The organism is Laspinema palackyanum D2c (assembly GCF_025370875.1).
GTDB lineage: Bacteria > Cyanobacteriota > Cyanobacteriia > Cyanobacteriales > Laspinemataceae > Laspinema > Laspinema palackyanum.
Genome location: NZ_JAMXFD010000003.1, coordinates 66122 through 90146, shown reverse-complemented (window position 1 = coordinate 90146; position 24025 = coordinate 66122). Strand labels below are relative to the sequence as shown.

The 24025-nt window shown below is 47.7% G+C and carries 18 protein-coding genes and 1 pseudogene; 11 read left to right on the top strand and 8 right to left on the bottom strand.

The genetic code is table 11. The annotated features are described in order from the left end of the window. Positions 1 to 372: 372 nt before the first annotated feature. Entirely contained in the window at positions 373 to 1395 is a 1023-nt protein-coding gene (locus NG795_RS05550; protein ID WP_367287674.1) for a hemerythrin domain-containing protein, read from the bottom strand. A 451-nt stretch (positions 1396 to 1846) separates the two neighbouring features. After that, on the bottom strand, positions 1847 to 2995 hold the full coding sequence (dprA, locus tag NG795_RS05545; protein ID WP_367287673.1) for a DNA-processing protein DprA: 1149 nt from the start codon (positions 2993 to 2995) through the stop codon (positions 1847 to 1849). Positions 2996 to 3003: 8 nt separating this feature from the next. Between dprA and NG795_RS05540 the strand changes: the two genes are divergently transcribed. Next, the gene (locus NG795_RS05540; RefSeq protein WP_367287672.1) at positions 3004 to 3144 is read left to right on the top strand and encodes a hypothetical protein; all 141 of its coding nucleotides are present in this window, start codon (positions 3004 to 3006) and stop codon (positions 3142 to 3144) included. 266 nt (positions 3145 to 3410) lie between these two features. Here the strand turns inward: NG795_RS05540 and NG795_RS05535 are convergent, their stop codons facing one another. Next, positions 3411 to 4673 (bottom strand): glycosyltransferase family 4 protein, encoded by a 1263-nt coding sequence (locus NG795_RS05535; RefSeq protein WP_367287671.1) that lies wholly within the window; start codon positions 4671 to 4673, stop codon positions 3411 to 3413. 715 nt (positions 4674 to 5388) lie between these two features. Then, complete coding sequence (locus NG795_RS05530; protein ID WP_367287670.1) at positions 5389 to 6048, bottom strand: DUF2301 domain-containing membrane protein; 660 nt, start codon at positions 6046 to 6048, stop codon at positions 5389 to 5391. Positions 6049 to 6147: 99 nt separating this feature from the next. Here NG795_RS05530 and NG795_RS05525 point away from each other — a divergent pair, with 99 nt between their 5' ends. Then, positions 6148 to 6780, top strand: coding sequence for a hypothetical protein (locus NG795_RS05525; RefSeq protein ID WP_367287669.1), 633 nt, complete (start codon positions 6148 to 6150; stop codon positions 6778 to 6780). Between the two features lie 60 nt (positions 6781 to 6840). Here the strand turns inward: NG795_RS05525 and NG795_RS05520 are convergent, their stop codons facing one another. Continuing rightward, positions 6841 to 7617: an SAM hydrolase/SAM-dependent halogenase family protein gene (locus tag NG795_RS05520; RefSeq protein ID WP_367287904.1), complete on the bottom strand. Its 777-nt coding sequence runs from the start codon at positions 7615 to 7617 to the stop codon at positions 6841 to 6843. Between the two features lie 381 nt (positions 7618 to 7998). Here NG795_RS05520 and pirA point away from each other — a divergent pair, with 381 nt between their 5' ends. After that, complete coding sequence (gene pirA, locus NG795_RS05515) at positions 7999 to 8154, top strand: arginine synthesis PII-interacting regulator PirA (protein WP_367287668.1); 156 nt, start codon at positions 7999 to 8001, stop codon at positions 8152 to 8154. 244 nt (positions 8155 to 8398) lie between these two features. Here the strand turns inward: pirA and NG795_RS05510 are convergent, their stop codons facing one another. Further along, on the bottom strand, positions 8399 to 13057 hold the full coding sequence (locus NG795_RS05510) for a DUF4347 domain-containing protein (protein WP_367287667.1): 4659 nt from the start codon (positions 13055 to 13057) through the stop codon (positions 8399 to 8401). A gap of 286 nt (positions 13058 to 13343) precedes the next feature. Next, on the bottom strand, positions 13344 to 14711 hold the full coding sequence (locus tag NG795_RS05505) for a TldD/PmbA family protein (protein ID WP_367287903.1): 1368 nt from the start codon (positions 14709 to 14711) through the stop codon (positions 13344 to 13346). Between the two features lie 341 nt (positions 14712 to 15052). On the opposite strand from NG795_RS05505, the gene NG795_RS05500 reads away from it, so the two are divergent. The 7 genes and pseudogenes from NG795_RS05500 to NG795_RS05470 all read left to right on the top strand — a co-directional run bounded on the left by NG795_RS05500 (position 15053) and on the right by NG795_RS05470 (position 20303). Next, positions 15053 to 16033 (top strand): alpha-ketoacid dehydrogenase subunit beta, encoded by a 981-nt coding sequence (locus NG795_RS05500; RefSeq protein ID WP_367287666.1) that lies wholly within the window; start codon positions 15053 to 15055, stop codon positions 16031 to 16033. A 95-nt stretch (positions 16034 to 16128) separates the two neighbouring features. Beyond that, positions 16129 to 17547, top strand: a complete 1419-nt coding sequence (gene secD / locus NG795_RS05495) for a protein translocase subunit SecD (protein ID WP_367287665.1) — start codon at positions 16129 to 16131, stop codon at positions 17545 to 17547. Between the two features lie 27 nt (positions 17548 to 17574). Next, positions 17575 to 18561 (top strand): protein translocase subunit SecF, encoded by a 987-nt coding sequence (gene secF / locus NG795_RS05490; RefSeq protein WP_367287664.1) that lies wholly within the window; start codon positions 17575 to 17577, stop codon positions 18559 to 18561. A gap of 74 nt (positions 18562 to 18635) precedes the next feature. Further along, on the top strand, positions 18636 to 19076 hold the full coding sequence (locus NG795_RS05485; RefSeq protein WP_367287663.1) for a hypothetical protein: 441 nt from the start codon (positions 18636 to 18638) through the stop codon (positions 19074 to 19076). Between the two features lie 78 nt (positions 19077 to 19154). Continuing rightward, positions 19155 to 19985, top strand: a complete 831-nt coding sequence (locus tag NG795_RS05480; RefSeq protein ID WP_367287662.1) for an Rpn family recombination-promoting nuclease/putative transposase — start codon at positions 19155 to 19157, stop codon at positions 19983 to 19985. A 15-nt stretch (positions 19986 to 20000) separates the two neighbouring features. After that, positions 20001 to 20057, top strand: a pseudogene (locus NG795_RS05475) (hypothetical protein); the annotation flags it as partial. Further along, positions 20058 to 20303: an RpnC/YadD family protein gene (locus tag NG795_RS05470; RefSeq protein ID WP_367287661.1), complete on the top strand. Its 246-nt coding sequence runs from the start codon at positions 20058 to 20060 to the stop codon at positions 20301 to 20303. Between the two features lie 37 nt (positions 20304 to 20340). Here the strand turns inward: NG795_RS05470 and NG795_RS05465 are convergent, their stop codons facing one another. Continuing rightward, a complete protein-coding gene (locus tag NG795_RS05465) occupies positions 20341 to 21144 on the bottom strand; it encodes a Nif3-like dinuclear metal center hexameric protein (RefSeq protein WP_367287660.1) in 804 nt (267 codons plus the stop codon). A gap of 744 nt (positions 21145 to 21888) precedes the next feature. Between NG795_RS05465 and NG795_RS05460 the strand changes: the two genes are divergently transcribed. Then, positions 21889 to 23964 carry a cation:proton antiporter domain-containing protein gene (locus tag NG795_RS05460; RefSeq protein WP_436836034.1) on the top strand — a complete coding sequence of 692 codons (2076 nt, stop codon included), beginning with the start codon at positions 21889 to 21891 and terminating at the stop codon, positions 23962 to 23964. The last annotated feature ends 61 nt before the right edge of the window (positions 23965 to 24025 follow it).

Genomic DNA, 24025 nt, shown 5'->3' with positions numbered 1-24025 from the left:
TCCCTCGTCTTTTCAGCTTTGGTGGCAGGACTTACACAGATTTGGAAAATCTATCCTAAATGTAGAGGCGACCAAGGGAATCGCCTCTACATTTATGGGTTCAGGTTAAATCTTGCGTAATACTCCATAGGGTACTGATAAGTCTATAAAAACAACCGGCATCAAGCGGTATGTGTAGGGGCCTGCACATCGAAGCCCCTACAATCCGTTTTTATAGACCTTTAAATACCGTATGGAGTATGACAACGGGATTCTGTATGATTTAAACCTCGCTATATAATCGGGGGAAACCCAAAAAAGGGAGGGATTACACCCCCCCTTTCGGCTGATTTACAACGTTAGGTTAGCAACTAACCAAACTGAGTCTGCATCTTAGGACGCCATTGATTGTTGAATGCGGCTTTTGGCTTCCTTAAACTGCTTGGACACTTGTTCCATTTGGGCCTCATTCATGGTTTGCTGGAATTTATTGAACATATCGTTCTCTTCTTCCTTGACGTGATGCTGCACCATTTCTTTCAACTGTTTGACACGAGTCATAAAGCTGGCATCGCTACCGTTGCTGGATTTGATGGCTTCGAGGAGTTGTTTCATCTCCGCCTGCTCGTTATACAGATGTTGCACTTCTGGGAATTGAGCGCGGATAGCGGGATAGACCACTTCTTCTTCAGCTTCCGAGTGAGCGCTGAGGTCTTTATAGATTTGACCGAAGAATTCTTCGCGTTTTTTAGCGTCGCTGGTGTTTTCGATTTCCGCGAAGAGGGTGTCTACCTTGCGGTGATCTGCACGGAGGATTTCCAAAATGTTCACATCATCTTTAGTGCGGCTGACGGCGCTACCAAAGACACCACTCAAGGCTGCCATTGCATCTTGAACCCGACTCCAGACGCTTTGATCCGGGTCTTGTCCGGTGAGTTCGCGAGTGCCGAGGACTTCGAGAATACCCTTGAGTTGTTCTTGGTGAGAACGGTTTTCAAAGTTCACCGTATTCAGGGGAGTGATGGCGACTTCAATGTCAGCACCGACGACTTGTGCGGCTTTATGGACGAGGAGTCCTTTCATCACCTGAGCGTGTTTGAGCAGTTCGTGCTTAGACATTTTATCAAACAAGCTCATTTTGGAATCTTCCATCATTTTCTGAGCTTGTTTGAGGGTTTCCTCAGTGGTGCTATCGGGTTCAGAGGGATTGCCATATTGAATGATGGTGGTTTCAATGATGCCGAGGTTTTTGCGGTCATCCTCTAGCATACTTTGCAAGCGCTCGCGGATATCGGGGTCGCTGGTGGCGCTGATAAATTTTTGTTCATTAGAAATGAGAAAATTTTGCACAGCTTTCATATCGGCCAATTTTTGGGCGATCGCCATGCGTTTAGTATCTTGTAATTGAACGGTCATTCGGGTGTTCTCCTCGAAATTCAGGATTTAAAGTTGTTGTCAACTGTCCTTCAGTTTAAAAGAGGACACTTTTAAATTCATCCTTCTTTAGGCAGATCGTAGTGTTTTTAAAGGAAGACAAATTTTTAGGCCAATCAGGAGAGATTCCGCAATAACTTTTACTTATTTGTCACGAATACCCTCACTATAAACGTGATGAATCAAGGAAAAACCCAGAAAATTAGGGGGATTTGCCAGATTTGCTCTAGGGTACTCTTAAGTTTAAATATTCCTTTTGACAGGGAAATTTTTATGCCTTTAGGAGGTACACAATTTAGAGAGAAATTTATAAAGGCCAGGGTAACAATCTGCCATTTTCCCAGAAAGAGATGGGCAAATGAGCAAGGGGAAAATTGACGGCTACAGCGATTTGATAAATAGGGGCAAATTTTTCTTGGAAGAAACCCTTTATTCAACTGCGGCGATAGCGCATTCCCGGTAATTGCTCCACCAAGCCGATTAATTCAAGTTGCAATAAGGCACTGGACACCGAGGCGGCATCAAGTTGGGCTTGGGATACAATGAGTTCAAAGGCGATCGGCTCGATCGCCGTTGCTTCCCAGACTTGTTGCAAGGGAGGGGCTAAATCTGGGAGCGATGGCAGGGGGGGCATCACTGCCGTGGGAGAAGTGAGGTTTGCCGCAGTGGGGGAAGGGGTCGGATGATATTTGGGGATAGCCCCTAGCATTTCCAGCAATTCAGTTTCATTGATGATGGTTTCGGCCCCATTTTTCAACAAACGTAAACAGCCTTGAGAATTGGGATCATCAATGCGTCCAGGTAAGGCAAAGACATCTCGGCTATATTCATTGGCGACTTTGGCCGTAATCAGCGCCCCCGATCGCTCGGGTGCTTCCATGACCAGAATGGCCTGACTTAACCCGGCAATAATCCGATTGCGTTGCGCGAAATGTTCTCGCCTTGTGAGTGTTCCTACAGGATGCTCACTCAAAAATAATCCTTTTTGTATAATTTTCTCAGAGAGATTACGATTAGTCTCTGGATATATTTTGTTGAGGGGAGTTCCGAAAACGGCGATCGTGCGGCCATCGGCATCTAAACAACCGAGATGGGCGTGAGTATCAATGCCTGCGGCCATGCCAGAGACAATGGTAAAGCCACATTCCGCCAGAATCTGGCTAATTCGGCGGGTGCATCGCTGCCCATATTCGGAGGGATTACGAGTGCCGACAATGCCGACAATGGGACGATTACCGAGGGTTTCCTGGCGATCGACCTGACCCTGGTAATACAGCAGGGGGGGTGGGTTAGGAATTTCTCCGAGCAAACGGGGATAATCGGGGTCGGCAGGGGTCCAAAAATTGGGGTTTTGGCGCAGATGTTCGCTGTAGAGTTGTTGGGGATTCAGTTGCGATCGCCTGGTGACAATTTTTTCGACCAGTTGCCGACCTAAACCCTGGACCTGAGTGAGAGCCTCGGGTTCAGCTTGCCAAGCAGCGGCTAAACTGCCGAAGTATTTAAACAAGCGACCCAGTAACACCGGGCCGACTGCGGGAATTTGCGACCAAGCCACCCAAAATGCTCGTTCTTCCAGATACATTGACCCTAATGACTCCTATCGAAAAATCGGGGGGAAATATAGGCGATCGCATTTTACAAGTACCCTTCGGAATCCGTCCTGGGAGAGCCATCATCATTGAGGCTTGTCATCCCGGGAATGGATGGCGATCGTACCCCCTTGAATTTTAGGGGAAAGTGTAGTTTGGAACAACGGAAAAGTTTGTTGACCTGAGATCTTGCACCATGCTCAACACCGGCGGGGGATTAATCCCCCGCCTCATAGAATCAAGTCGTCTAAAGACGACTGTAAGTCTTATCCTGTGGTGTTTTCAGTCGGTTTCAACCGACTTGAACTGTTAGGCCGCCAATCGTTTGAACCCCCGCCGGTTGTTGCTTGGCGACCAATTTGGGGCAAAAACCGGGTTTCTGGTCCTGGGGGTCTGATGCTCTGAGCATTAGGCGATCGCCGGGTCCAGGGACTGGCTGGATTGGACCAGCAATGTACTGTATAAGTGACTGAGTTGACGAGCTACGCCATCCCAGCTAAACTGGCTTTCGACCCGTTCGCGAGCGGCTTGGCCTAAGTCGGTTTGCCAGTCGGGGTGAGATAAAATTCGGTCAATGGCGACGGCAAAGGCGGCATCATCCTGGGGTGGACAGAGTAGACCTGTTTCTTCTGAAACCACGGTAAACTGTAATCCGCCCACATCTGAAGCTACAACTGGGGTGCGGCTGGCCATTGCTTCGATCGCCACTAATCCAAAGGGTTCATAATGGCTAGGAACCACGCAGACATTGGCCGCTGCATAATATAAGGGCAACTCGTCATGACCAATCCGTCCGGGAAAGGTTGTCAAGTCAGCAATTCCCAATTCTTCGACAAGACTGCCAATGCGATCGCGTTCTTTCCCATCGCTTTGACCTGGACGCCAACCTCCACCAATCATCAGCCGGAGGTCCTGCTGATCCCGCAGGGTGGAACGACTCATCGCCCGAACTAAGGTTTCAATCCCTTTGCGTCGGTCAAATCGACCCACATAAAAGACCACAGAACTATCTTGGGGAATGCCCAGTTTTTCCCGCGCTATTGCCTGGGAAACACCGCCAAATTGATGAATATCGGTGCCGCAAGGAATCACATCGATCTGTCCCTTGGTGGAAACAAGAGTTCTCATGTGTTCTTTTTCCTGGGGAGAAGTCGCGACAATGCGATCGGCATTTTCCAAACAAGCCTTTTCAACGCCTAAGCGGGTACTGGCAATCATCGGAATGGTGGAAACGGCTTTATACTTGACGGCACCCAGCGAGTGGTAAGTATGAACCTGTTGGATGGGTTGAATTTTTTTCAACTCCATTCCTACTGCTGCCGAAATCCAATAATTCGTATGAACCAAGCGATAGTCTAGGCGCTGTTGTTCTTGAAATTTCAGAAATTCTTGAACAAACTCGGGGACATATTCATAAATTTTTTGGCGCGGAACGAATTCTTCGGGTCCGGCAACTAAGCGAATGGTCCGACAATTGGGGGTATGTTGTACTATCGTCGGTTGTGTGGCATTGGACTTGCGGGTGAACATATCAACTTGCCACCCTAGATTGCCTAACGCTTCTCCAACCTTGCGAACATAAACATTTTGGCCTCCGGCCTCTTCTTTACCAATTTCTATGGCTGGGTCGCCATGAACAGAAATTAAAGCAATCGACTTGGACGTTATCATAGGTATAAACTAGGGGTGAAGAAACTGAATTATAAAAACACGGCCAGTGTTGAGCGGCGGGATTCCAGTTCGGTTGGGTTATCCCTGAATACTAGAGGTGACCTAGATTCTGTGGGGACTTCTTAACACTAGGCTTAGGGACTCCAGGACTGGTACTGGAACTCAAAGCGTTGAACTAACATCCTTTTCAGTCAAAAGTCTGAGCAAAACCCTCTATTTAAGGGGTCTGATCGGTGATGTTTTCCCTTGCATAAAATGGAAGATAGAACCCGGCAGTAGAGGTTTGTTCTTCCGCACTTTTGGGCGAGGAAAATTTATAGGGAAATAATAAAAAATAACTCAAGGCGATCGCATCTACCCCCCGAAATAATTCGAGGGGAATAGCTCAAGGAACATCACCTCAATCCCACCCATAAAATGTGGCGACAGAATGAGTGAATTGGCCTGATGGCATGGAGGTTAATCCCTGGAGCTGATTTTATATGTTAGCTGTCTTGAAGCCCAACTCCCGCCCCGGTCATCTCTGCTATGTCATGATTTATTGACAATTAACGACAAGGCGCATTTTTGCTTAGAATTGAGGGGGAGTCAAACCCTCCTAATGGGTTCTGTCGCACTGTTGGAGACTTTAAAAGGCTTGGTCCACAATGAAGGAACCTATGCCCTCTATCATTTTTGTTCTGTACAACCCTGTCCAGAAATATCAATTATCGGGTTAAGGCTGCGCTTTTTGCTGTTCCTTGAGGTAGGCAAAAACACTTTTATCTCCAATATCTGACGGAATGTCTTGGCCCGCTTTTCGCAAGGCAAAGATTAGAAAGAGAATGGCCCACAGGGCTAATAGGATTTTTTCCATTGAGGGAGTTAATAAACCTGAGAGGTGACCTAAAATTAGCAGGGGAACTAAGGGGGTGAGCAATTTAGTTTCTAGGCGATTGAAACAAAAGGCTTCTTTAAAATAAATGCCAGTTAATGCCACAAAGGTAAATCCGATACCGACGAGGGCGATCGCCTCGTGATAAACTGTGACTACGAAAGGGTCAGGGCGAGTAAAAATCACCGTTAATGCAGTGACGGCCCCAGTCGCCCAACAGACTTGAAGGAAGCGATGGAGGACTTGCAGATAAATGTGAATCGTCAGTAAGCTGACGCCGAGGGCAAGACAGAAACAGGCATAGAGTACGCTCAGACTGGTGAGGACATTGGGAGTAGTTCCTTGCCAAAAGAGGAGAACTGTGGCAATGGCGAAACTGAGGGCGGCTACCATCAAGCCACTGCGATAGATGATAACAGATTGGCGATCGCTGGGGGTAATGCTAAATTCCCCAAACTGCCCTTGATAGACTGGAGATTCCATAGAATTAGCTTGAGTCATGATGAATTTGACCGATCTACTCCAAGATAATGGGTGTTCGAGATACACTTTAGATTATGACCGATTTGATGACTGACCCGACCCTGATCCGATTTAAATATGACTAAATCAAAAAAACCTCCGAAACAAAGCGCCTCATCCCCCTCGGTCCCGAAAATTATAGAAATTGATGAAGGGGTATTTGGCCCCCGGCTCATGGAACGGGGGGAAATTCCTATCAATCCTCAGAGAATCCTTGATTTAGTCAAACGGATGAGCCAGATAGAAGAGTTATTACTAGATGATGAGGATGAGGATGAGGATGATTTATTTTTAGAAGATATTTTTGATGAGGATGAGTTTGAACTAGAATTACAAGAAATTTTAGGGAGTCCTAATTTAGAGGTCAATGAAGAAAATTTAAACCGATATTTACAATTTTTGAAAGCTCGGATTAAACCCCCTTATAATCTGACAGGAAATGGAGAGTTTGACTGGGAAGAAGAGTATGTGAGTGGCGGCAAGAGCAAAAAAGAATATGAAAATCTGAAAAAACACAAGCCTTCTTATGTGGATACCTTTAGCTTGGTTCAGTTTTGTGATGTGGGTACAGAGGGGATTATGGTGAAGGTGGAACGAACGAGCGATCGCCGCCAGTTTATCTTGCCTTTAATTGATTTAGATGTGACCAAAGAAGATCCCGAGCATTTTGAGTTGATTGATAATTATCTCCTGTGGTTTTTCAGTTATTAGACCAATTTGCCGACAGTTGAGGGTTGGCGATCGCCCTTTTCAACAACCCATCCTGATCCTTTAGCTCAACCTCACCCTCACCGTTGCACCAACGGCAAGTTGGAATGTATCCGCCGCATTGCCGCCATTGATGGCAATTTCTACCCAACTGTGAGAACCGACGAGGGCGATCGCACCTCCTCTGGGCGCATCACTGTAAGTATTTCCCCCGGGGATCATGCGATCGCCCACTCCAACTGACCCGAGTTTTTCCATCACCCAAGTGCTAGGAATGTTCGTGATCAGGTTACCAAAGCAATCGATATATTGGATACAACCGGCGATTTCCTGGTTTTGCCACTGACATTGTGGCAGATCCAGGGTGACTAAAGTCTGGGGATCAATCCTGGGTCCTAGATCCTCTAAAGGCACTCCTTTAGTCAAATGAGCACCTACGGGAGCAAAAATATCTCGCCCATGAAATGTGGTACTCGGAGCAGGGGTGCGCCAGTAGTCAGAATTGCTCAGTTCCACTGCCGCGAGAATGGGGTTTTCTGGAGTAAGTATCCCAGAGAATAACCCGTTATCAGGTCCTACCAAGATGGAGTGCGGGAGTTGAAGGGCGATCGCCCGTCTTGCACTGCCGACACCGGGATCCACAACGGCGACATGAACCGTCCCCTGGGGGAAATAGGGATAAGCATTCATCAGACAAAAACGCGCAGCAGCGACATCCTGGGGAGGAATCTCATGGGTGAGGTCCACAATGGTGACCCCGGGATTCATACAGGCGATGACGCCCTTCATCACGCCGACATAGACATCATGGGAACCAAAATCGGTTAAGAGGGTAAGCATGGGATAGGGGAGATGGGGAGGATAGGGAGGATGTTCAACGTCCCGATTTGCTGTCGTTTCTTTCTGATGGGGGGTGGCGATCGCCTGTTGGCGTTGGCAGAGTCTCGGGTTACTCCAGGAGGTTAATGCCCGGAAACGACTGAAGTCGTTACTACAAACTAAGAAGTTTATCCGAACCCTCCTCAAGATACCGGAAAGGGGACCAGAGAAGGCTAGTTATAAAAACCTACCCCTCCCTTGTCCCTTGTCCCTTGTCAGGATCGGGAGCATGAATCGGAGATGATTATTAAAATTTTGGTAAATTTTGATACTATTCCTGATTTTAAGTGTTATTTTGGAAGTAAGGGAAAATACACGAATTAAAAACGGAAAAAGTCCACCATGAACAAAATTAGTCATGAAACCTTGAAACAAGCCGCAGCCATGCATCGGGCAACTATCCGCCAGAAGCTACAGTATCGCCTGGAAATGGCTAGACAGAAAGGGGATGAAAGCTTGATTCGGATGCTTGAAGCCGAAGCCAACTATTTCAGCTAATGCCTGATTATAAGGAATCCCGTTGATAAAACCCCGAATACAGACTAGATATAGAGACGCCTCATTTCGCGTCTCTATCGTAGTTTAAGGGTCTAATCTCAGAGTTGGGGGTTCTGCTCAAGATTAGATATCAGCTTTGCAATATTTTAAGAAGTGGGAGCATCTCAGGGACTTGAACAGCTAGGAGGATGCTCCCATTTCTGTTGGAGATATTCTATTTCCCTCAAGGGTCCTGACAGCCACTCTACAGAAACTGGATACTGCTGACCCCTGCGGCAGGGATTCCCATCAGGGATGCCAAAACTTCGCCGGTACTGGCGATCGCAATCTCAGTGGAGTTCCCGTTTTGAGTAATCAAGAGTTGATCCACGGTTAAATCCCCGGTTAATTCCAGAAAATCCTGTTCCACTTCAAAATCCCAAATCAGGTCCTGGTTATAACCCGCCTGGAGTACAAACCGATCGCGCCCGTTGCCGCCAATCAGGGTATCATCGCCGAAATCCCCACTCAGGCGATCGTTCCCATCTCCTCCCGCGAGGATATCGTTCTGTTTACCGCCAAATAAGGTATCGTCTCCCTGATCGCCATTGAGGGTGTCATCGCCGCGATCGCCATAAAGGAAGTCATTTCCAGCACCCCCAGAGAGACAATCTTTTTCCGTATTAGGATCCATCGGTTCCTCAATGCCGGTACCCCCGAGAAGCGTGTCATCCCCATCGCCACCGCAAAGGATATCATTGCCGCGATCGCCAAAAATTAAATCATCCCCCTGATCTGCGGCAACAATATCATCCTCCTTGCCACCGCGTAGGGTATCGTTTCCCTCACCCCCAGATACCGAATCATCCCCCTGGTTGCCGTTAAGGAAATCATTTCCAGCGCCACCGAAGAGCAAATCTCGCCCATTGGGATCGAGCACTGCGGCATCATTGGGATTTCCCAGCAGCGTATCATCGCCGAGTTCGCCCAACAGGGTATCATTGCCAATGTCGCCAAAGATGAGGTCATTATCTTTGCCACCGTGCACGACATCATCCTCTTTTCCGGCATGAATGGTATCGCTTCCTTCGTTGCCGAAGAGGTAGTCATTCCCGCGATTCCCAAAGAGTAAATCAGCGTCAAGGAAGGGACCGACAGGGATATCACTGCCTTTGCCACCGTAGAGAGTATCGTTGCCTAAATCGCCATAGAGGGTATCGCTATCCTCATCGCCCAATATCTGATCATCGTCTTTTCCACCCCATATCCGATCGCCTCCGAATCCGCCGGAAATGGTATCGTTGCCTTCGTTGCCAAATAGATCATCTTCCCCGGCATTCCCTTCTATCCAGTCGCGATCGCCTTGGGAACCGATGGGAAAATTGCTACCCATTCCACCCAGGATAGTATCGTCTCCGGCACTTCCTAAAAGATTGTCATCACCCGGGTTGCCAAAGAGTAAATCATTGCCACTGCCTCCGTTCATTTCGTCAGCGCGACTGCTGCCTTGTAAGGTGTCATCTTCTTCGGTCCCGATGAGGATATTTTCCACCGCATTCGGTTGGGCGATCGCTGCTGCTAACGGCACGAATTCTGGTACTGTCAACGTCGGGCAATTGCAATCCGGTACCTCTATGGGAGTTAAGGGGGGTATCGGTGTTTCCGTTAAGCTGGAATCTGGATTGAGGGTTGATGGCAGGATGGGTTCTCGTACCACTTCCAAAAGAGGTGAGGGAGTGGGTTGCGGTTGCGGTTGCGGTTGCGGGGTTGGGGTTGGGGGTTCGTCATCGTCAGTAATGGTGGCGATCGCTTGGTCCGTTGCGATCGCGGCATTGACGGGATTAGAAAGATTAACAAAAAACTGTTCATCGGGTTCATCAATCGTATCGGGGGCGATCGCTACCGTAATCGTTTTGGTAGTTTCCCCAGGATTAAACTGTAATGTGCCACTCGTTGCCGTATAATCTTCCGGCGAAGTCGCACTATTATCAACCGTGGCATAATTTACGGTAGCGACTTGGTTGAGTGCCGCATTCAGAGTAACCGTAAAAATTGCAGTAGTTGTATCAGAATTTCCTTCAATAACTGTAATATCTTCCAGGGTGAAACTAGGTGCAATCACCACTTGACCCCCAGAAAATTCCGAAGTGTTGTTATTGGGGTCTGTTGCGGTAGCGGTGATAAATTCATTAGCAGGAACTGCATTGGGAAAGGTTTCCGTAAAGCTAACATTACCCGTAGCATCGGTGGTAACCGTGGCAAACCCAATAAATCTTTCCCCTTCGCCAAATTCCGAGGGGTCTAAAGCTCGATTGGCGAAAAATTCCAGGCGAAATTCAGTGTTAGCGGTGCTGTTGAGCGTCCCCAAAATTGTGGTAGTTGTTCCATCAGAAATCGCTGAAGTGATGACGGGAAAATTTTGAAGATTATTAGTCCCTGTATCTGCATCGCCTTCATCATTGGCTGTTGTCCCGGCAAGGTTACTAGCAGGACCGACTAAATCGATGCCTAAGCGACCGTTGGAAAAGATAGCATTGGATAAAATTCCGTTATTTGTACCCACACTAACCTGAATTCCCGCCCTTCCATTAAAGCCAATTCGATTGGCCTCTCCCGTAGCTGTTCCCCCAATGAGGCTATTACCCGTCAGGGAAACCAGCTTAATGCCATCATCAGCATTTCCTAGGGGGCTAATTCCATCAATTTGAGTGCCTATAAAGTTACCTAAGACTCGGTTATTACTGGCATCGAGGTAAAGTCCATCACGGCTATTTCCTGAAATCAGATTACGGGCATTTGGCGTCGTCCCACCGATGATCGTGTTGCGAGGGAAAGCATCACTAAAAATTCCATGCCGACCATTGCCGATCGCCAAAGTGCCTGTAACATCAGTGCCGATATAATTTCCGGCAATCAGGGTATCCGAAGAGGCCAAACCTAAATCAATTCCATCGGAGCGATTTCCGGAAATTAGATTACCAGAACCGGGTTCTAACCCGCCAATTGTAGTGTTTGCTGCCGCTATAATATAGAGACCAATCCCATTGCTAAGGGCAGATTGTCCCGTAATATTAGTGCCAATGAAATTGCCTATAACTTGATTATTGGTGGCATTTATTTGAACGCTAACACCGGTTGATTGATTGCCAGAAATAATATTGCGATCGCCTTCAGTTGTACCGCCAATCTGATTCCCTGTTGCACGTTGAGCGATCACAACGCCCGCTTCGCCATTCGCCAGTGCTACATTCCCTGTGAAATCGGTGCCGATTAAATTTCCCGTCACTCGATTATCATTGGCACTGCTGCCACTGATTTGAATCCCATCGGCTCTATTTCCAGAGATTAAGTTATTTTGAATAATATTATTCGCACCCTCAATCCGCACTCCGGCTAATCCACCATTTTCTACAGCTTTGTCTCCTTGAGAATTAGTGCCAATATAATTGCCCAGTATTGAATGAAGTCCGCTCGTTTCACGAACATAAATTCCCGAAGAACCATTCCCCGAAATAACATTTCGAGCGTCAGCAGAATCCCCGCCGATTAGAGTCCTGGAGCCCCCGGATATCCCAATCCCATAAAACGCATTTCTGAAGGAAATTTCCCCCGTAACATCGGTGCCAATAAAATTGCCTAAGATTTGATTATCATTCGCCTCATTGCCACTAATTTCAATTCCATAAAAGCCATTACCCGAAATAATGTTGCGGGCATTGACAGTTGTGCCCCCAATCCGATTATTGGGCGCATTCCGAATGACGATACCACTGCCTCTGTTACCTAAATCTTGAGTCCCGGTGACATTGGTTCCGATAAAATTCCCTAAAATCTGGTTTCCACTCGCCCGGTTGCCTTCAATATCAATTCCCACAGAAGAAGTATTATTATTCCCCGAGATCAGGTTATTTTGAATCCTATTATTAGCCGATTCTCGAATAAAAATACCGGAACCGCTACGTTCCAATAAACCCGTTCCTGTGGCATCGGTTCCCAGGTAATTGTTCTCAATCAAATTATTCCCATTTTCCCGGATTAGAATAGCGGCATTACTAAATCCCGCCCGATTAATCACAAATCCGCGAACGGTACTGTTTCCAGCGGTAATCTGTAAAACCCCGCCATCTAATCCGCCTACATTTGTTCCATCAATTTCAATCAGGGGAGTCCCCGTATATCCGGATTGAGTGGTGGCATCGATAATGACAGAATTCGTGATGATTGGAAAAGGTGATAAAGGCTGTATTGTCTGCACACCATTTCCGCTAATATTAAAGGTTATGGTATCAGTATCTGAATTGGCATTGGCATCTAAAATCGCTTGTCGAAAAGAGCCTACACCGATGTCATTGGTGTTGGTAACAGTAAAGGTTGCCAAAATAGAGGGATAATTTTCTAGGGTTTCGGCAGGGAAGGCTAAAACACTGTCTATTTTGCCCGTTTTGACTTCAAAGTTCCAATTTCCGCCTCGGGTACTACTGCCGGTTTTGCTGTTAGAAGCGGCAACGGTTATTCCGGTTAATTGGCTGAGTTTTTGGATGAATTGTTCTCCCCGATCGCCTGCTGCCACTTCGCACCCATAAAGGAGCAAGGAGGGAGAGACATCCGGGGAAAAAGCATCACTCCACTGCTGCAACAAATCCCCATAAAAACTTAAATTTTTTAAAGTGAGATACCCGTTGCCGAGTTGCAGACTGGCAGCACTACCATGAGAGACAATATGCAGGGTATGCAATCCCTTTCTCGCGGCTAAAATAGCGGAAATCTGCTCAATTCCGTCTTGTTCTGTTTCGAGGGCGATCGCCTCTGTTCCCGCAACCGTGGCAACAGCTAATTCTTGCCATTCTGGTACTCCCGAATCAATCAAGACGAGGGTATGAATCGAGGGCTGTTTAAGAGTAGGTTTCGCCAAAGTTTCCATCATGATAGTTCTCCCAATTATTTATTATGGGTTCGAGGATAAGTAATTTTTACGGCTTCACTTTTGTGATAAACCAAAAATTTTAAATCAAGCCTAATCATTTAAGAGATGAAAGCATATTTTTTAGAAAATGGGGGTTCTAGTTGACCCAAATTTATAAAAATTTACAAAAAATTGAGGGGATCGCTATTTCCTGCGATCGCCCTCGATTAGTAGGTGAATTTACGTTGAATAATTTCCTGGAGAGGTTAGAAACCCGGTTTCTGCTCCTAGTATCAAGTGCGGAGGATTATCGTCCGCCAACTACGACATTTTGAATAGAAATGTGCGGTCCCCCAACACTGACGGGTAACGGAGATTGTCCACCTTTACCACATCCCCCATTTAGATAAACCGAATCAGAACCGATCGCCTGAATATCCTTCAAAGTTTGAAACACATTCCCCGAAAGCGTCACATCACTCACGGGTTCCGCAATTTTTCCATCGCGAATCATGTACCCTTCTGCTGCTGCAAAAGTAAACATTTCGCCATTCGTTTGACCCCCAAGCATCCGGACTGCATAAACCCCTTCATCGATATTGGCAATCATGTCCTCAAAGGAGCAATCTCCCGCTTCAATGGCGGTATTGGTCATCCGCACAATGGGGGCGTAGGTGGCACTGAGGGCGCGAGCATTTCCCGTGGGTTTTTCATGCATTTTGCCCGCAGTTTCTCGGTTGTGCAAACGCTGAGTCAAAACGCCATCCTTGATTAAATATTTCCGTTGACCCTCAACGCCTTCATCATCGTATTTCATTGAACCCGGTAAGTTCGGAATTGTGGCATCATCCACCACATTTAATTGAGAAATTCCCAAGGGTTTACCGAGTTGCAGCACTTCCTGCATTTGCGGATTTTCATAGACAAAATCCGCCTCAGACAAATGACCGAATGCTTCATGAATGAAAACTCCGGCGAGATAGGGATCAAGAACAACAGTATATTGCCCACCTTTAACAGATTTGGCTTCTAACTGGCGAATTGCCCGTTCTGCGGCACTGCGAACCCGATTTTCAATGCCGGTGAAGGCATCATAATCCGATCGCGAATGCACCGATTCATACCCTTGGCGCACTAAACCGCCTTCCCCCCTGGCGATCGCCCCAAAACCGCCGGAAACATCCAGACGTTCTTGAGCAATACAGGTCCCGGTGGAATTGACAAAATAGGTAATCCCAAAGCGATCGCGATAACTGGAACTGGTGGTTTGAATCCTTGGGTCAAAATCCAGCAAAAGCTGATTATACTGTTCCACCATTTGCCGCTTTTCTGCCAGGGAGACCCCACGAGGGTCCCGGAGTAAGGACTCCGCGACATAATCCTGAATGGGTTTAATATCAGCCAACTGAGTGGTATCTGAACCGATTAATTTAGCTTGGGAAATCGCTTCTTCCAGGCGATCGCCCAACTCGTCCAACCCATTAAACGTGACGAAACTCCACCCCCCCTTATGACAGGCGCGGACCCCACCAGCAAGGGAAAAATTGCGATTCACCGCATCAAGGCGATCGCCGCGAAACGCGATCGCCGTGGATTCGCTTTGTTCCATGCGAATTTCTAAATAATCGACGCGATCGCGGTAAGGGGCGATCGCTGAGAGTAACCGATCCTGCATTGAATGATTCACGCGCTAACGTTCCCGATTGGACAACTTGTAATCTTTCTTACTTCCAGTCTAATGTGCCAAACTCGGACCCCGGTACAGTCGGGATTAAAAACCGGGGTTATGCCCGAAAATTTGGAACCCTTGACCGCATTCTGAGGGCCATCACCCCGGTTTTTGGTCCCTAAAGCATCCGTACAGGAGCCAGAAGACAACCCTGGGGGACTTGTCCGACCCCTTTAAGAGGGGACCCACCGCCTAGAATCTAAAACTGTACCGATGCTCTAAAATCTCTAGCGTCGGGAAAATGCAATGGTATAAGATAAAAGCTTGTCCCATTACCCACCTTGAAGATGGCAGAAACCCTTTTCTTCAACGCGCTCAAAGCCGCCATTGACGAAGAAATGGCCCGCGACCCTACAGTATTCGTCCTCGGTGAAGATGTCGGTCAGTATGGAGGATCCTACAAAGTCACCAAGGACCTGTACGAAAAATATGGCGAACTGCGGGTACTCGACACCCCGATCGCGGAAAATAGCTTTACCGGAATGGCGGTTGGGGCCGCTATGACTGGATTGCGTCCGATTATTGAAGGCATGAACATGGGCTTTTTGCTCCTCGCCTTCAACCAAATCGCCAACAATGCCATGCTGCGCTATACCTCCGGTGGCAACTTTACAATGCCGATGGTGATTCGCGGTCCCGGTGGGGTTGGACGACAACTCGGTGCCGAACATTCCCAGCGCTTAGAAACCTATTTTCAGGCCGTTCCGGGCTTAAAAATGGTCGCTTGTTCCACCCCCTACAACGCCAAAGGATTGCTCAAGAGTGCCATCCGTGACAATAACCCCGTGCTATTTTTCGAGCACGTCCTTCTTTATAATTTGAAAGAAGACCTGCCCTCGGAAGAATATCTAGTGCCCCTAGATAAAGCAGAAGTGGTCCGACGGGGCAAAGATGTCACGATTTTGACCTATTCGCGGATGCGCCATCACGTTCTGCAAGCGGTGCCGCAGATCGTCAAAGACGGGTTTGATCCGGAAGTCATTGACTTAATTTCCCTCAAACCCCTAGATCTCGACACCATTGGCGAATCCATTCGCAAAACCCATCGGGTGATTGTGGTTGAGGAAGCCATGAAAACCGGAGGGATTGGGGCTGAAATTATTGCTTCAATTAATGATCGGTTCTTTGATGAGCTGGATGCACCTGTGCTGAGACTTTCGTCACAGGATATTCCCACGCCCTACAATGGAACCTTAGAGCGACTAACCATCGTGCAACCGCCCCAAATTGTTGAAGCGGTGCAAAAAATGGTTGGCTTAAAAATATAAGACAGTGTTGAAAAGTGAGTTTTGAGTTTTGAGTGAAATTGTCTAAATTTACAACTTAAAACTCAATTCTCAACCCTCTAGAAACAGGTAAAGTCATGCAAAAAAACCGTTCATTATTGGCTTTAATTCTGGTTCTGGTTATTGCCGCGATCGTTGCGTTGGTGAATGTCCCATTCCGGTTGGGATTGGATCTTCAGGGGGGTTCCCAACTCACCCTTCTGGTGCGACCCTCACCCGAGGTCCCGCAAATTACCTCCTCCGTGATGGAAGCTGTACAGAGCGTAGTCAGAAACCGGGTTGATGCTCTTGGGGTATCTGAACCCATTGTTCAGTCCGTCGGGACGGATCAGATTCTCGTCCAACTCCCAGGGGTCAGCGATCCCGCCCAAGCCGAGCGGGTGCTGGGGGGGACCGCTGTCCTGGAATTTCGCGAAGAAACCGCGAGTCAGGAAATCCGGGTGCAACTGGACGTGCGGATCCAAGAAGCCACCCAAATCGCCCTAGAGTTGGAGGCGTTAAAAGCATCGGGAGAACAAGGACAAATTGCTGAAAAGCAAGCCGAGTTCGATCGCAAGCGCGAAGAAATTCAGGCACTCAATCTCCAACTCTATGAAAAAACCCCCCTCACGGGTTCTAATCTGGAGGATGCCTATCCTGAACCGGCGCAAGTAGGGGCCGGGGCTTGGAATGTGGGTCTAGTTTTTGATAACGAAGGCGGAGAACTCTTCGCCCAACTCACCCGAAATCTGGCGGGAACCGGACGGACCCTAGGGATTTTTCTGGATGAAAAACTAATTAGTTCTCCCACAGTCCCTGCCGAATTTGCTACCACGGGGATTACCGGAGGACGTGCTGTGATTCAAGGCAACTTTACCGTACAAGATGCCAATGAACTCGCGGTCCAACTGCGGGGTGGAGCCTTGCCGGTGCCGGTAGAAATTGTGGAAAATCGCACCGTTGGAGCAACCCTGGGGCGCGATAGCATTGTTAGAAGTATCTATGCCGGAATCGGGGGCCTGGTACTGGTCTTGATTTTTATGGTGGTCTATTACCGTTTACCCGGTGTGATTGCCGATCTGTCCCTGGTGATCTATGCCATTCTGACCTTAGCCAGTTTCTCACTGTTGGGGGTGACTTTGACCCTACCGGGAATTGCCGGATTTATCCTCAGTATTGGGATGGCGGTGGATGCCAACGTCCTGATTTTTGAACGGACCCGGGAAGAATTACGGGCCGGAAAGAGTTTGTATCGGTCGGTAGAGTCGGGTTTTTACCGCGCTTTTTCGAGCATTTTGGATAGCAATGTCACCACGCTGATTGCCTGTGTCGCCTTATTTTGGCTGGGTGCTGGTTTGGTGAAAGGGTTCGCATTGACCCTGGGAATTGGGGTGGCGGTTAGTATGTTTACGGCGATTACTTGCAGTCGCACGTTAATGTTTTTGGCGATTAGTGTTGATGACCTTCGCAAGCCCGAACTGTTTTGTCCGAACCTTCAAAATGTTAGGAAAGTTTAGGGGGATGTGTTACCAGAGGCAGATTCGATGAGATTAAACATTAACAAACAGCGCCAATTGTGGTGGACATTATCCGCAGCCGTTGTGGTAGCTGGGTTGATTTCGATGGTGATTTCCTGGCAACAGTTGGGAGCCCCCCTGCGTCCGAGTCTGGATTTTGTTGGGGGGACTCGGTTGCAGTTGGAATTGGATTGTTCGGTTCCGGGTAATTGCGATCGCCCGATTGAATCGGGAACGGTGCGATCGATTCTCACCAGCCAAGGATTGGGCAGTAGTAGCATTCAAGTCGTCGGTGAGGAACGGCAGGCGTTATCCATTCGCACCTCTACCCTGGATGTGGAACAACGCACTCAACTGGTGAATTCTTTAACGGAAGAATTGGGCAGTTTTGATGCACAAAAGAGTCAAATTGATACCGTGGGTCCAACCCTTGGCCGTCAATTGTTTACCCAAGGACTCTTGGCATTGATTGTCTCGTTTGCTGGGATTATTGTCTATCTCAGTTTCCGGTTCCAATTCGATTATGCCCTGTTTGCGATCGTGGCTTTATTCCACGATGTATTGATTACGGTGGGGATTTTCTCAATTCTGGGACTGGTTTTGGGGTCGGAAGTGGATAGCTTGTTTATTGTGGCGTTGCTCACGATTATCGGGTTTTCGGTGAATGATACCGTGGTGATTTACGATCGCATCCGGGAAACCCTGGCTCAGGATAAATTGAATCGCCCCATTGATCAAATCGTGGATGAGGCGGTGAATCAAACCCTGGGGCGATCGATTAATACCACGGCAACCACGATGTTACCTTTGGTCGGGATTTTCCTGTTTGGGGGGGAAACCCTCAAATACTTTGCCCTAGCCTTAATTGTGGGGTTTTTGGCGGGTGTGTATTCCAGTCTGTTTTTAGCGAGTACCTTGTTAACCTGGTGGCGAGAACGCAATGGACAAGGGATGTCCCCAGTACCAGAGGGTCCAACCCCTGGGGAAGCATCCCCAGACTCGAACGAAGGTTAGTCCGGGTTAATGCTGCGTCGTTCTTCTGGATTTAGCGAGGTTGACGTGATCTTCTATCAATTGAGATTGCTCTGATGGAGAACAATCACGAATTTAGCGATCGCCCCCTCGACTCCGTTTCTCTGCAACAGGACCCCAGGTTCGAGCAAGAAGTGCAACGGTTACATGAGTACACCGTTGCCGCTCGTTGGGTGTTGGTGTTGCTGCTGTGGCTAACGGTGGGGAGTTTTAGCCTGTGGGCGTTGCGAGACGATATCAGACTGCTGTCTGAACATTTTACCTGGGCGAGTCTGCGCTACGCCCTTAGTCTGCGGTACAATCCCATCCCGGCGATCGGACTCACCTTCACCGTGAGCATGACCGTTGCAGTCCTGGTTTGGCAAAGTCGCAACATTTTATTTGGAATGCCACAATCAGAGCGATCGCGCTTAGAACAACAACTCCTCCGGATTCGTCAACAGGGTCCCTCTCATCCCCTCTATTCCTGGATTGTCCAGTCTCCCCGCCTGAAATAACTATCCATATCCTGTGCGGGTCGTCTTTCCAACTCGACCCGCCGCTTGGTGAGCTTGAAGAATCTCAAAACATAGCTCATGAAAACCGATACCATTTTTTACCGCATCTTTCAACAATATCCCCGCAGCTTTTTTGAACTCATCCACAGTTCCCCCGGGAACGCTGAGGAGTATCAATTTACCTCCGTGGAAGTTAAACAATTAGCCTTTCGGTTAGATGGGTTATTTCTTCCAAAAACCGATAAACCTGACCAACCTTTCTACCTCGCCGAAGTCCAATTTCAAGCGGATGAAACGTTTTATTCGCGGATTTTTGCCGAACTTTTCCTCTACCTGCGTCAATACCAACCGAGCTCTCCTTGGCGCGTGGTCATCATTTATCCCAGTCGAACCCAGGAACGAGAACAACGGCACCAATTCCACGAACTCCTGGACTCCGGGCGAGTCACTCGCATTTATCTCAATGAGTTAGACAACCCGGACGACTCATTAGGATTCGCCATTGTTAAACTGGTGGTAGAACCCGAACAAGAGGCGATCGCCACCGCCAAACGCCTGATTACCAAAGCCCAACAAGAACTAACCATCGCCCCTGTTCAACGGGATATCATTGATTTAATCGAGACCATTATCGTTTATAAACTACCCCAAGCTAGTCGAGAGGAGATTGCCAAAATGTTAGGACTTACCGATTTAAAACAAACCCGCTTTTATCAAGAAGCATTTGTCGAAGGTCGCGAAGAAGGCCTTGAAGAAGGTCGCGAAGAAGGTGTCCAACAAGCAAAGCGAGACTTTGTTCAACGTCTTGCTAACCGAGGAGAAAGTTTAGAAGAGATTGCCCAATTGTCTGACTTACCCCTGTCAGTGGTTCAAGAAATCTTGGACTCCTCGAATCAATCTCAGTTGTAACGGCTCCCTAATTTAATCGAGACCATTATCGTTTATAAACTACCCCAAGCAAGTCGAGAGGAGATTGCCAAAATGTTAGGACTTACCGATTTAAAACAAACCCGCTTTTATCAAGAAGCATTTGTCGAAGGCCGCGAAGAAGGTCGCGAAGAAGGTCTCCAAGAAGGTCTCCAAGAAGGTCTCCAGCAAGCAAAGCGAGACTTTGTTCAACGTCTTGCTAACCGAGGAGAAAGTTTAGAAGAGATTGCCCAATTGTCTGATTTACCCCTGTCAGTGGTTCAAGAAATCTTGGACTCCTCGAATCAATCTCAGGGGTAAAAAGTTTCCTACTCGTTAGGGGCTGGTTACCTCTGCTCTATCCTCGAAAAAACTGGCGGAAATCTTCATCTTGGGTACTTAATTTTACCCAAGAAACCCCGGCTTTACTTAATTTTTGCACCAGCCGATCGCAGGCGGGGCGTTCTGTGGCATAATGACCGGCGTCAATCAGAACTAAGCCGCGATCGCGCGCTTCCTGGAATTGATGAAATTTGCAATCTGAGGTGAGATAAGCCTCAGCACCGGCTTGAACTACGGCATCGATATAACTTGCTCCCGAACCGCCTAAAACCGCTAACCTGCGGATGCGCTTTTGGGGTTCGGCAGGAGAAACAATTAGTTCGGGCGGATGGAATTTTTCTTGAATTAGGGTTAACAAATCCCGGAGGGAAAGTGCCGGTTCCAGTTGTCCAATTCTGCCATAACCGAGTCCCGGTTGGGTGGGGACAATGGGCTTAACTTGTTTCAAATTTAACCATTGCGCCAAGACATCAGCGGTTCCATGATTCACTTGATCAAAGTTGGTGTGAGCGCTGTAAATGCCGATACGATGGGAAAAGGCTAGTTTTGCCATCTCGCCGATCGCCTCACCGCTACAGAGGCGATTGACTCCGCCAAAAATGAGGGGATGGTGAGCGAAAATTAAATTAACAGGTTCACCTGTTTGTTGGAGGGTGATTGCTTCTTGCATCACGGCTAAGGTCGGCGTTAAACAGACTAACACCCCCGCCGGTTCCGTTAAGATTCCCGGTTCGATTTGCCAACCACAATTATCCCACTTTTCTTGCCATGCTGGGTTCGCCCAGCCTTCAAACCATTTGATTAGCTCGGAAATCTTCATCGTCTTACTTAGTCATCCCTTGGTACTGCCATGAGTAGAGGTCCGGAGGCGATCGCTTCTTTGAGGACATCCGGGTATCTATAGCATCGGTATCGTATCGGCAACACTAACCGGGTTGGTTTACAAAATCTGTAGAAATTAGCAGCCAATCTGCGCCATAACCCCACGGTCTTGTCCCCTGACTCTAATCCTCTATCGAAGTCCTAAGTTTAAGTTTAACAAAGCTGCTCCGACTTAGGTGCGATCGCGCGTCTAAGTCGCCAATTTCAGCCACGGGTGTTCTACTCAACCCGGGATGAAGTCAGAGGCGATCGCACCTGAATCTAGGTGACCCCAGCCCAAATTACCCCCTTTCCCGCCGATTTAGGTAGTATACTGAGCATTTAAAAACCCTTTTGACTGGGGTTGATTGGATGAGTTCGACTTCCCCTGCCTTACCTGGACTATTTAAAAATTGCGCTTAAAACCTAACCCGTGTAAATCTTCCTCTAGGGAGAGTTAATTTAGAGATTTTAATCTTATAAATATTTAAAAGTATCTTTCAGTATAACATAAAAATTTTTCCAATGTTTCCTATGCTACCCTCGAAAAAGTTAGGCCAAAAATTTCCAAGAAAATAAATATTTTTTCTTCCTGAAATGCACCTCAACTTTCCGTTCGAGCAAAAAAATAAAAAATATGTTATAAACTGAAAGACCGAAAATCAACTTTTTACAAATACCATTACCAGGAAGGAGTCCTTTTATGGCAAACCTTTGGCCGTTCATTGAAACGAATGGTGGAGAAATCACTAGGGTGTTGATGGAGACTCCCTTGGCTCAAGTTTTAAGCGGTCCCATTAAAGACCCCGTTGCCATTTTTTTGATTATCATGGCAATGATGCTCGTTGCACCCTTGGTTTTTGAGCGGTTAAAACTGCCGGGAATTGTGGGATTAATTCTAGCTGGAGTCGTCATCGGACCCCACGGTTTGGGATTATTAGCCCGCGATGAGACCATTGTGCTATTAGGCACAGTGGGATTACTATTTTTAATGTTTATGGCGGGGTTAGAAACCAGTTTAGATGACCTCAAACTCAATGCGGATAAAGCCATTGTTTTTGGGTTGGCAACCTTTGCCATTCCGATGGTATTGGGAACTGGGGCGATGTTGTTGCTAGGAGATAGTTTGTTAGCATCAATTCTGGTTGCCTCTTGTTTTGCCTCTCATACCCTGCTGGCATTGCCAGTTTTGACCCGCTTGGGGATCATGCGCGCACAATCGGTAACTGCCACATTGGGAGGAACCTTAATCACGAATGTCCTGGCGTTGTTAGTGTTAGCCGTGGTGGTCAAAGCGCATGGGGGTAACTTAACCCTACAATTTTGGCTGTTTCTAATTCCTGCCTTGGCGATTTATACTCTCGCTACCTTGTGGGGAGTTCCCAAGCTGGGGCGATGGTTTTTTAGAAAATTTGGTCATGATGAGGGAGCAGAATTTACCTTTGTAGTGGCGACGTTGCTGGTGGTTTCGTATGTAGCTCAACTGATTGAAATTGAAGCAATTATTGGGGCATTTTTAGCCGGAATTGCCATTACTCAATTGATTCCCGCTTTGAGTCCTTTAATGAATCGGATTCAGTTTATTGGGAATACGCTATTTGTCCCCTTCTTTCTGCTCTCGGTGGGGATGTTAATTGACCCGATGATTCTGATTAGTGAACCGCGATCGCTCGTGGTGGCAGGGGTGATGATTGGGGCTGAATTTCTGTCGAAATATCTAGCCGCTTGGGGTTCGGGGAAGTTATTTGGCTGGACCTTTCCTAATACGATGGTTGCCTTTGGGTTGTCCGTCGCCCAAGCGGCTTCTACCCTAGCAGCGATTACCGTTGCTTATGAGATAGAACTGGTGGATGAAGTCACCGTGAATGGTATTATTGCGATGATTCTCGTCAGTTGCATTGCCTCTCCCTGGATTACCGCCAAGTGGGGAAAAGGAGTGAAACCCGAGGAAAAAACCACAACCCGGGAAAGCGGGGGGTTGACCGATCGCGTTTTAGTTCCTGTGGCGAACCCCAGTACGGAAGATAATCTCTTAACTTTAGCAATTTTATTGGCAAAAAACTCCAAAGGAACCCTGCTCCCTTTGCACGTTCTTTCGGATAAAAATGGTAAGATTTCCCCAGAGCAAAGAATTCAACAAAGCCAGTTATTAGCAGCAGCAGAAACCATTGCTCATGCCGCAACTGTGGCAGTGGAACCCATTGGTCGAATTGATGGAGCGATCGCCGGGGGAATTGTTCGCAGTGCCTCGGAACGAAATGCCAGCTTAATTATCTGTGGGTGGAAAGGATATTCCACCTATCGGGAAAATTTCTTTGGCGACGTGATTGATCGGATTGTGCGGGGATCGCCCGTCCCGGTTCTAATTACCCGATTTCCGCAACCCATTGAGAATACCGCCCGAATCTTTCTCGCCGCCACCGAAGCGGAAACCGCCTCTTGGGAATTTCAACAAACCTTAGACATTGCCAATGCCATCGCCACTGAACTCAAGGCTAACTTACAGTTGTTATTGATTGTCACCGGCGGATCTAAAGACACTGAATTTGACCTTGAATCCTTTGGATTGAGTGCAACGACTCCGGTGCAACGCCTCCGGGGAAACTTTGTTAAAAAAGTATCCAGAATGCTCAAAACCGATGATTTAGTAATTTTAACCTCCGGTTCCCATCAACATCAAGCCTTTGGGTCATCTGGACGATTAGTAGAACCGGAAGCGATCGTGCGTACACATCCGGATGTGGCAACCATTGTCGCTCATTTTCCGCCCCGGATTTAACCCCAATCAGCTTGATACTTCTTGCAGACTTTTAAAAAGCCGATTGCCGTTGGTAAGGGGG

Bases quoted from the DNA above. Each gene is read 5' to 3' on its own strand.
- NG795_RS05470 (WP_367287661.1), top strand. From the start codon at position 20,058: ATGTTAGGACTTACCGATTTAAAACAAACCCGCTTTTATCAAGAAGCA.
- NG795_RS05540 (WP_367287672.1), top strand. From the start codon at position 3,004: ATGACTCCTATCGAAAAATCGGGGGGAAATATAGGCGATCGCATTTTA.
- NG795_RS05505 (WP_367287903.1), bottom strand. From the start codon at position 14,711: ATGCAGGATCGGTTACTCTCAGCGATCGCCCCTTACCGCGATCGCGTC.
- NG795_RS05535 (WP_367287671.1), bottom strand. From the start codon at position 4,673: ATGATAACGTCCAAGTCGATTGCTTTAATTTCTGTTCATGGCGACCCA.
- NG795_RS05510 (WP_367287667.1), bottom strand. From the start codon at position 13,057: ATGATGGAAACTTTGGCGAAACCTACTCTTAAACAGCCCTCGATTCAT.
- dprA (WP_367287673.1), bottom strand. From the start codon at position 2,995: ATGTATCTGGAAGAACGAGCATTTTGGGTGGCTTGGTCGCAAATTCCC.
- NG795_RS05530 (WP_367287670.1), bottom strand. From the start codon at position 6,048: ATGACTCAAGCTAATTCTATGGAATCTCCAGTCTATCAAGGGCAGTTT.
- NG795_RS05550 (WP_367287674.1), bottom strand. From the start codon at position 1,395: ATGACCGTTCAATTACAAGATACTAAACGCATGGCGATCGCCCAAAAA.
- NG795_RS05520 (WP_367287904.1), bottom strand. From the start codon at position 7,617: ATGCTTACCCTCTTAACCGATTTTGGTTCCCATGATGTCTATGTCGGC.
- NG795_RS05465 (WP_367287660.1), bottom strand. From the start codon at position 21,144: ATGAAGATTTCCGAGCTAATCAAATGGTTTGAAGGCTGGGCGAACCCA.
- secD (WP_367287665.1), top strand. From the start codon at position 16,129: ATGCAAAAAAACCGTTCATTATTGGCTTTAATTCTGGTTCTGGTTATT.
- secF (WP_367287664.1), top strand. From the start codon at position 17,575: ATGAGATTAAACATTAACAAACAGCGCCAATTGTGGTGGACATTATCC.
- NG795_RS05480 (WP_367287662.1), top strand. From the start codon at position 19,155: ATGAAAACCGATACCATTTTTTACCGCATCTTTCAACAATATCCCCGC.
- NG795_RS05485 (WP_367287663.1), top strand. From the start codon at position 18,636: ATGGAGAACAATCACGAATTTAGCGATCGCCCCCTCGACTCCGTTTCT.
- NG795_RS05460 (WP_436836034.1), top strand. From the start codon at position 21,889: ATGGCAAACCTTTGGCCGTTCATTGAAACGAATGGTGGAGAAATCACT.
- NG795_RS05500 (WP_367287666.1), top strand. From the start codon at position 15,053: ATGGCAGAAACCCTTTTCTTCAACGCGCTCAAAGCCGCCATTGACGAA.
- NG795_RS05525 (WP_367287669.1), top strand. From the start codon at position 6,148: ATGACTAAATCAAAAAAACCTCCGAAACAAAGCGCCTCATCCCCCTCG.
- pirA (WP_367287668.1), top strand. From the start codon at position 7,999: ATGAACAAAATTAGTCATGAAACCTTGAAACAAGCCGCAGCCATGCAT.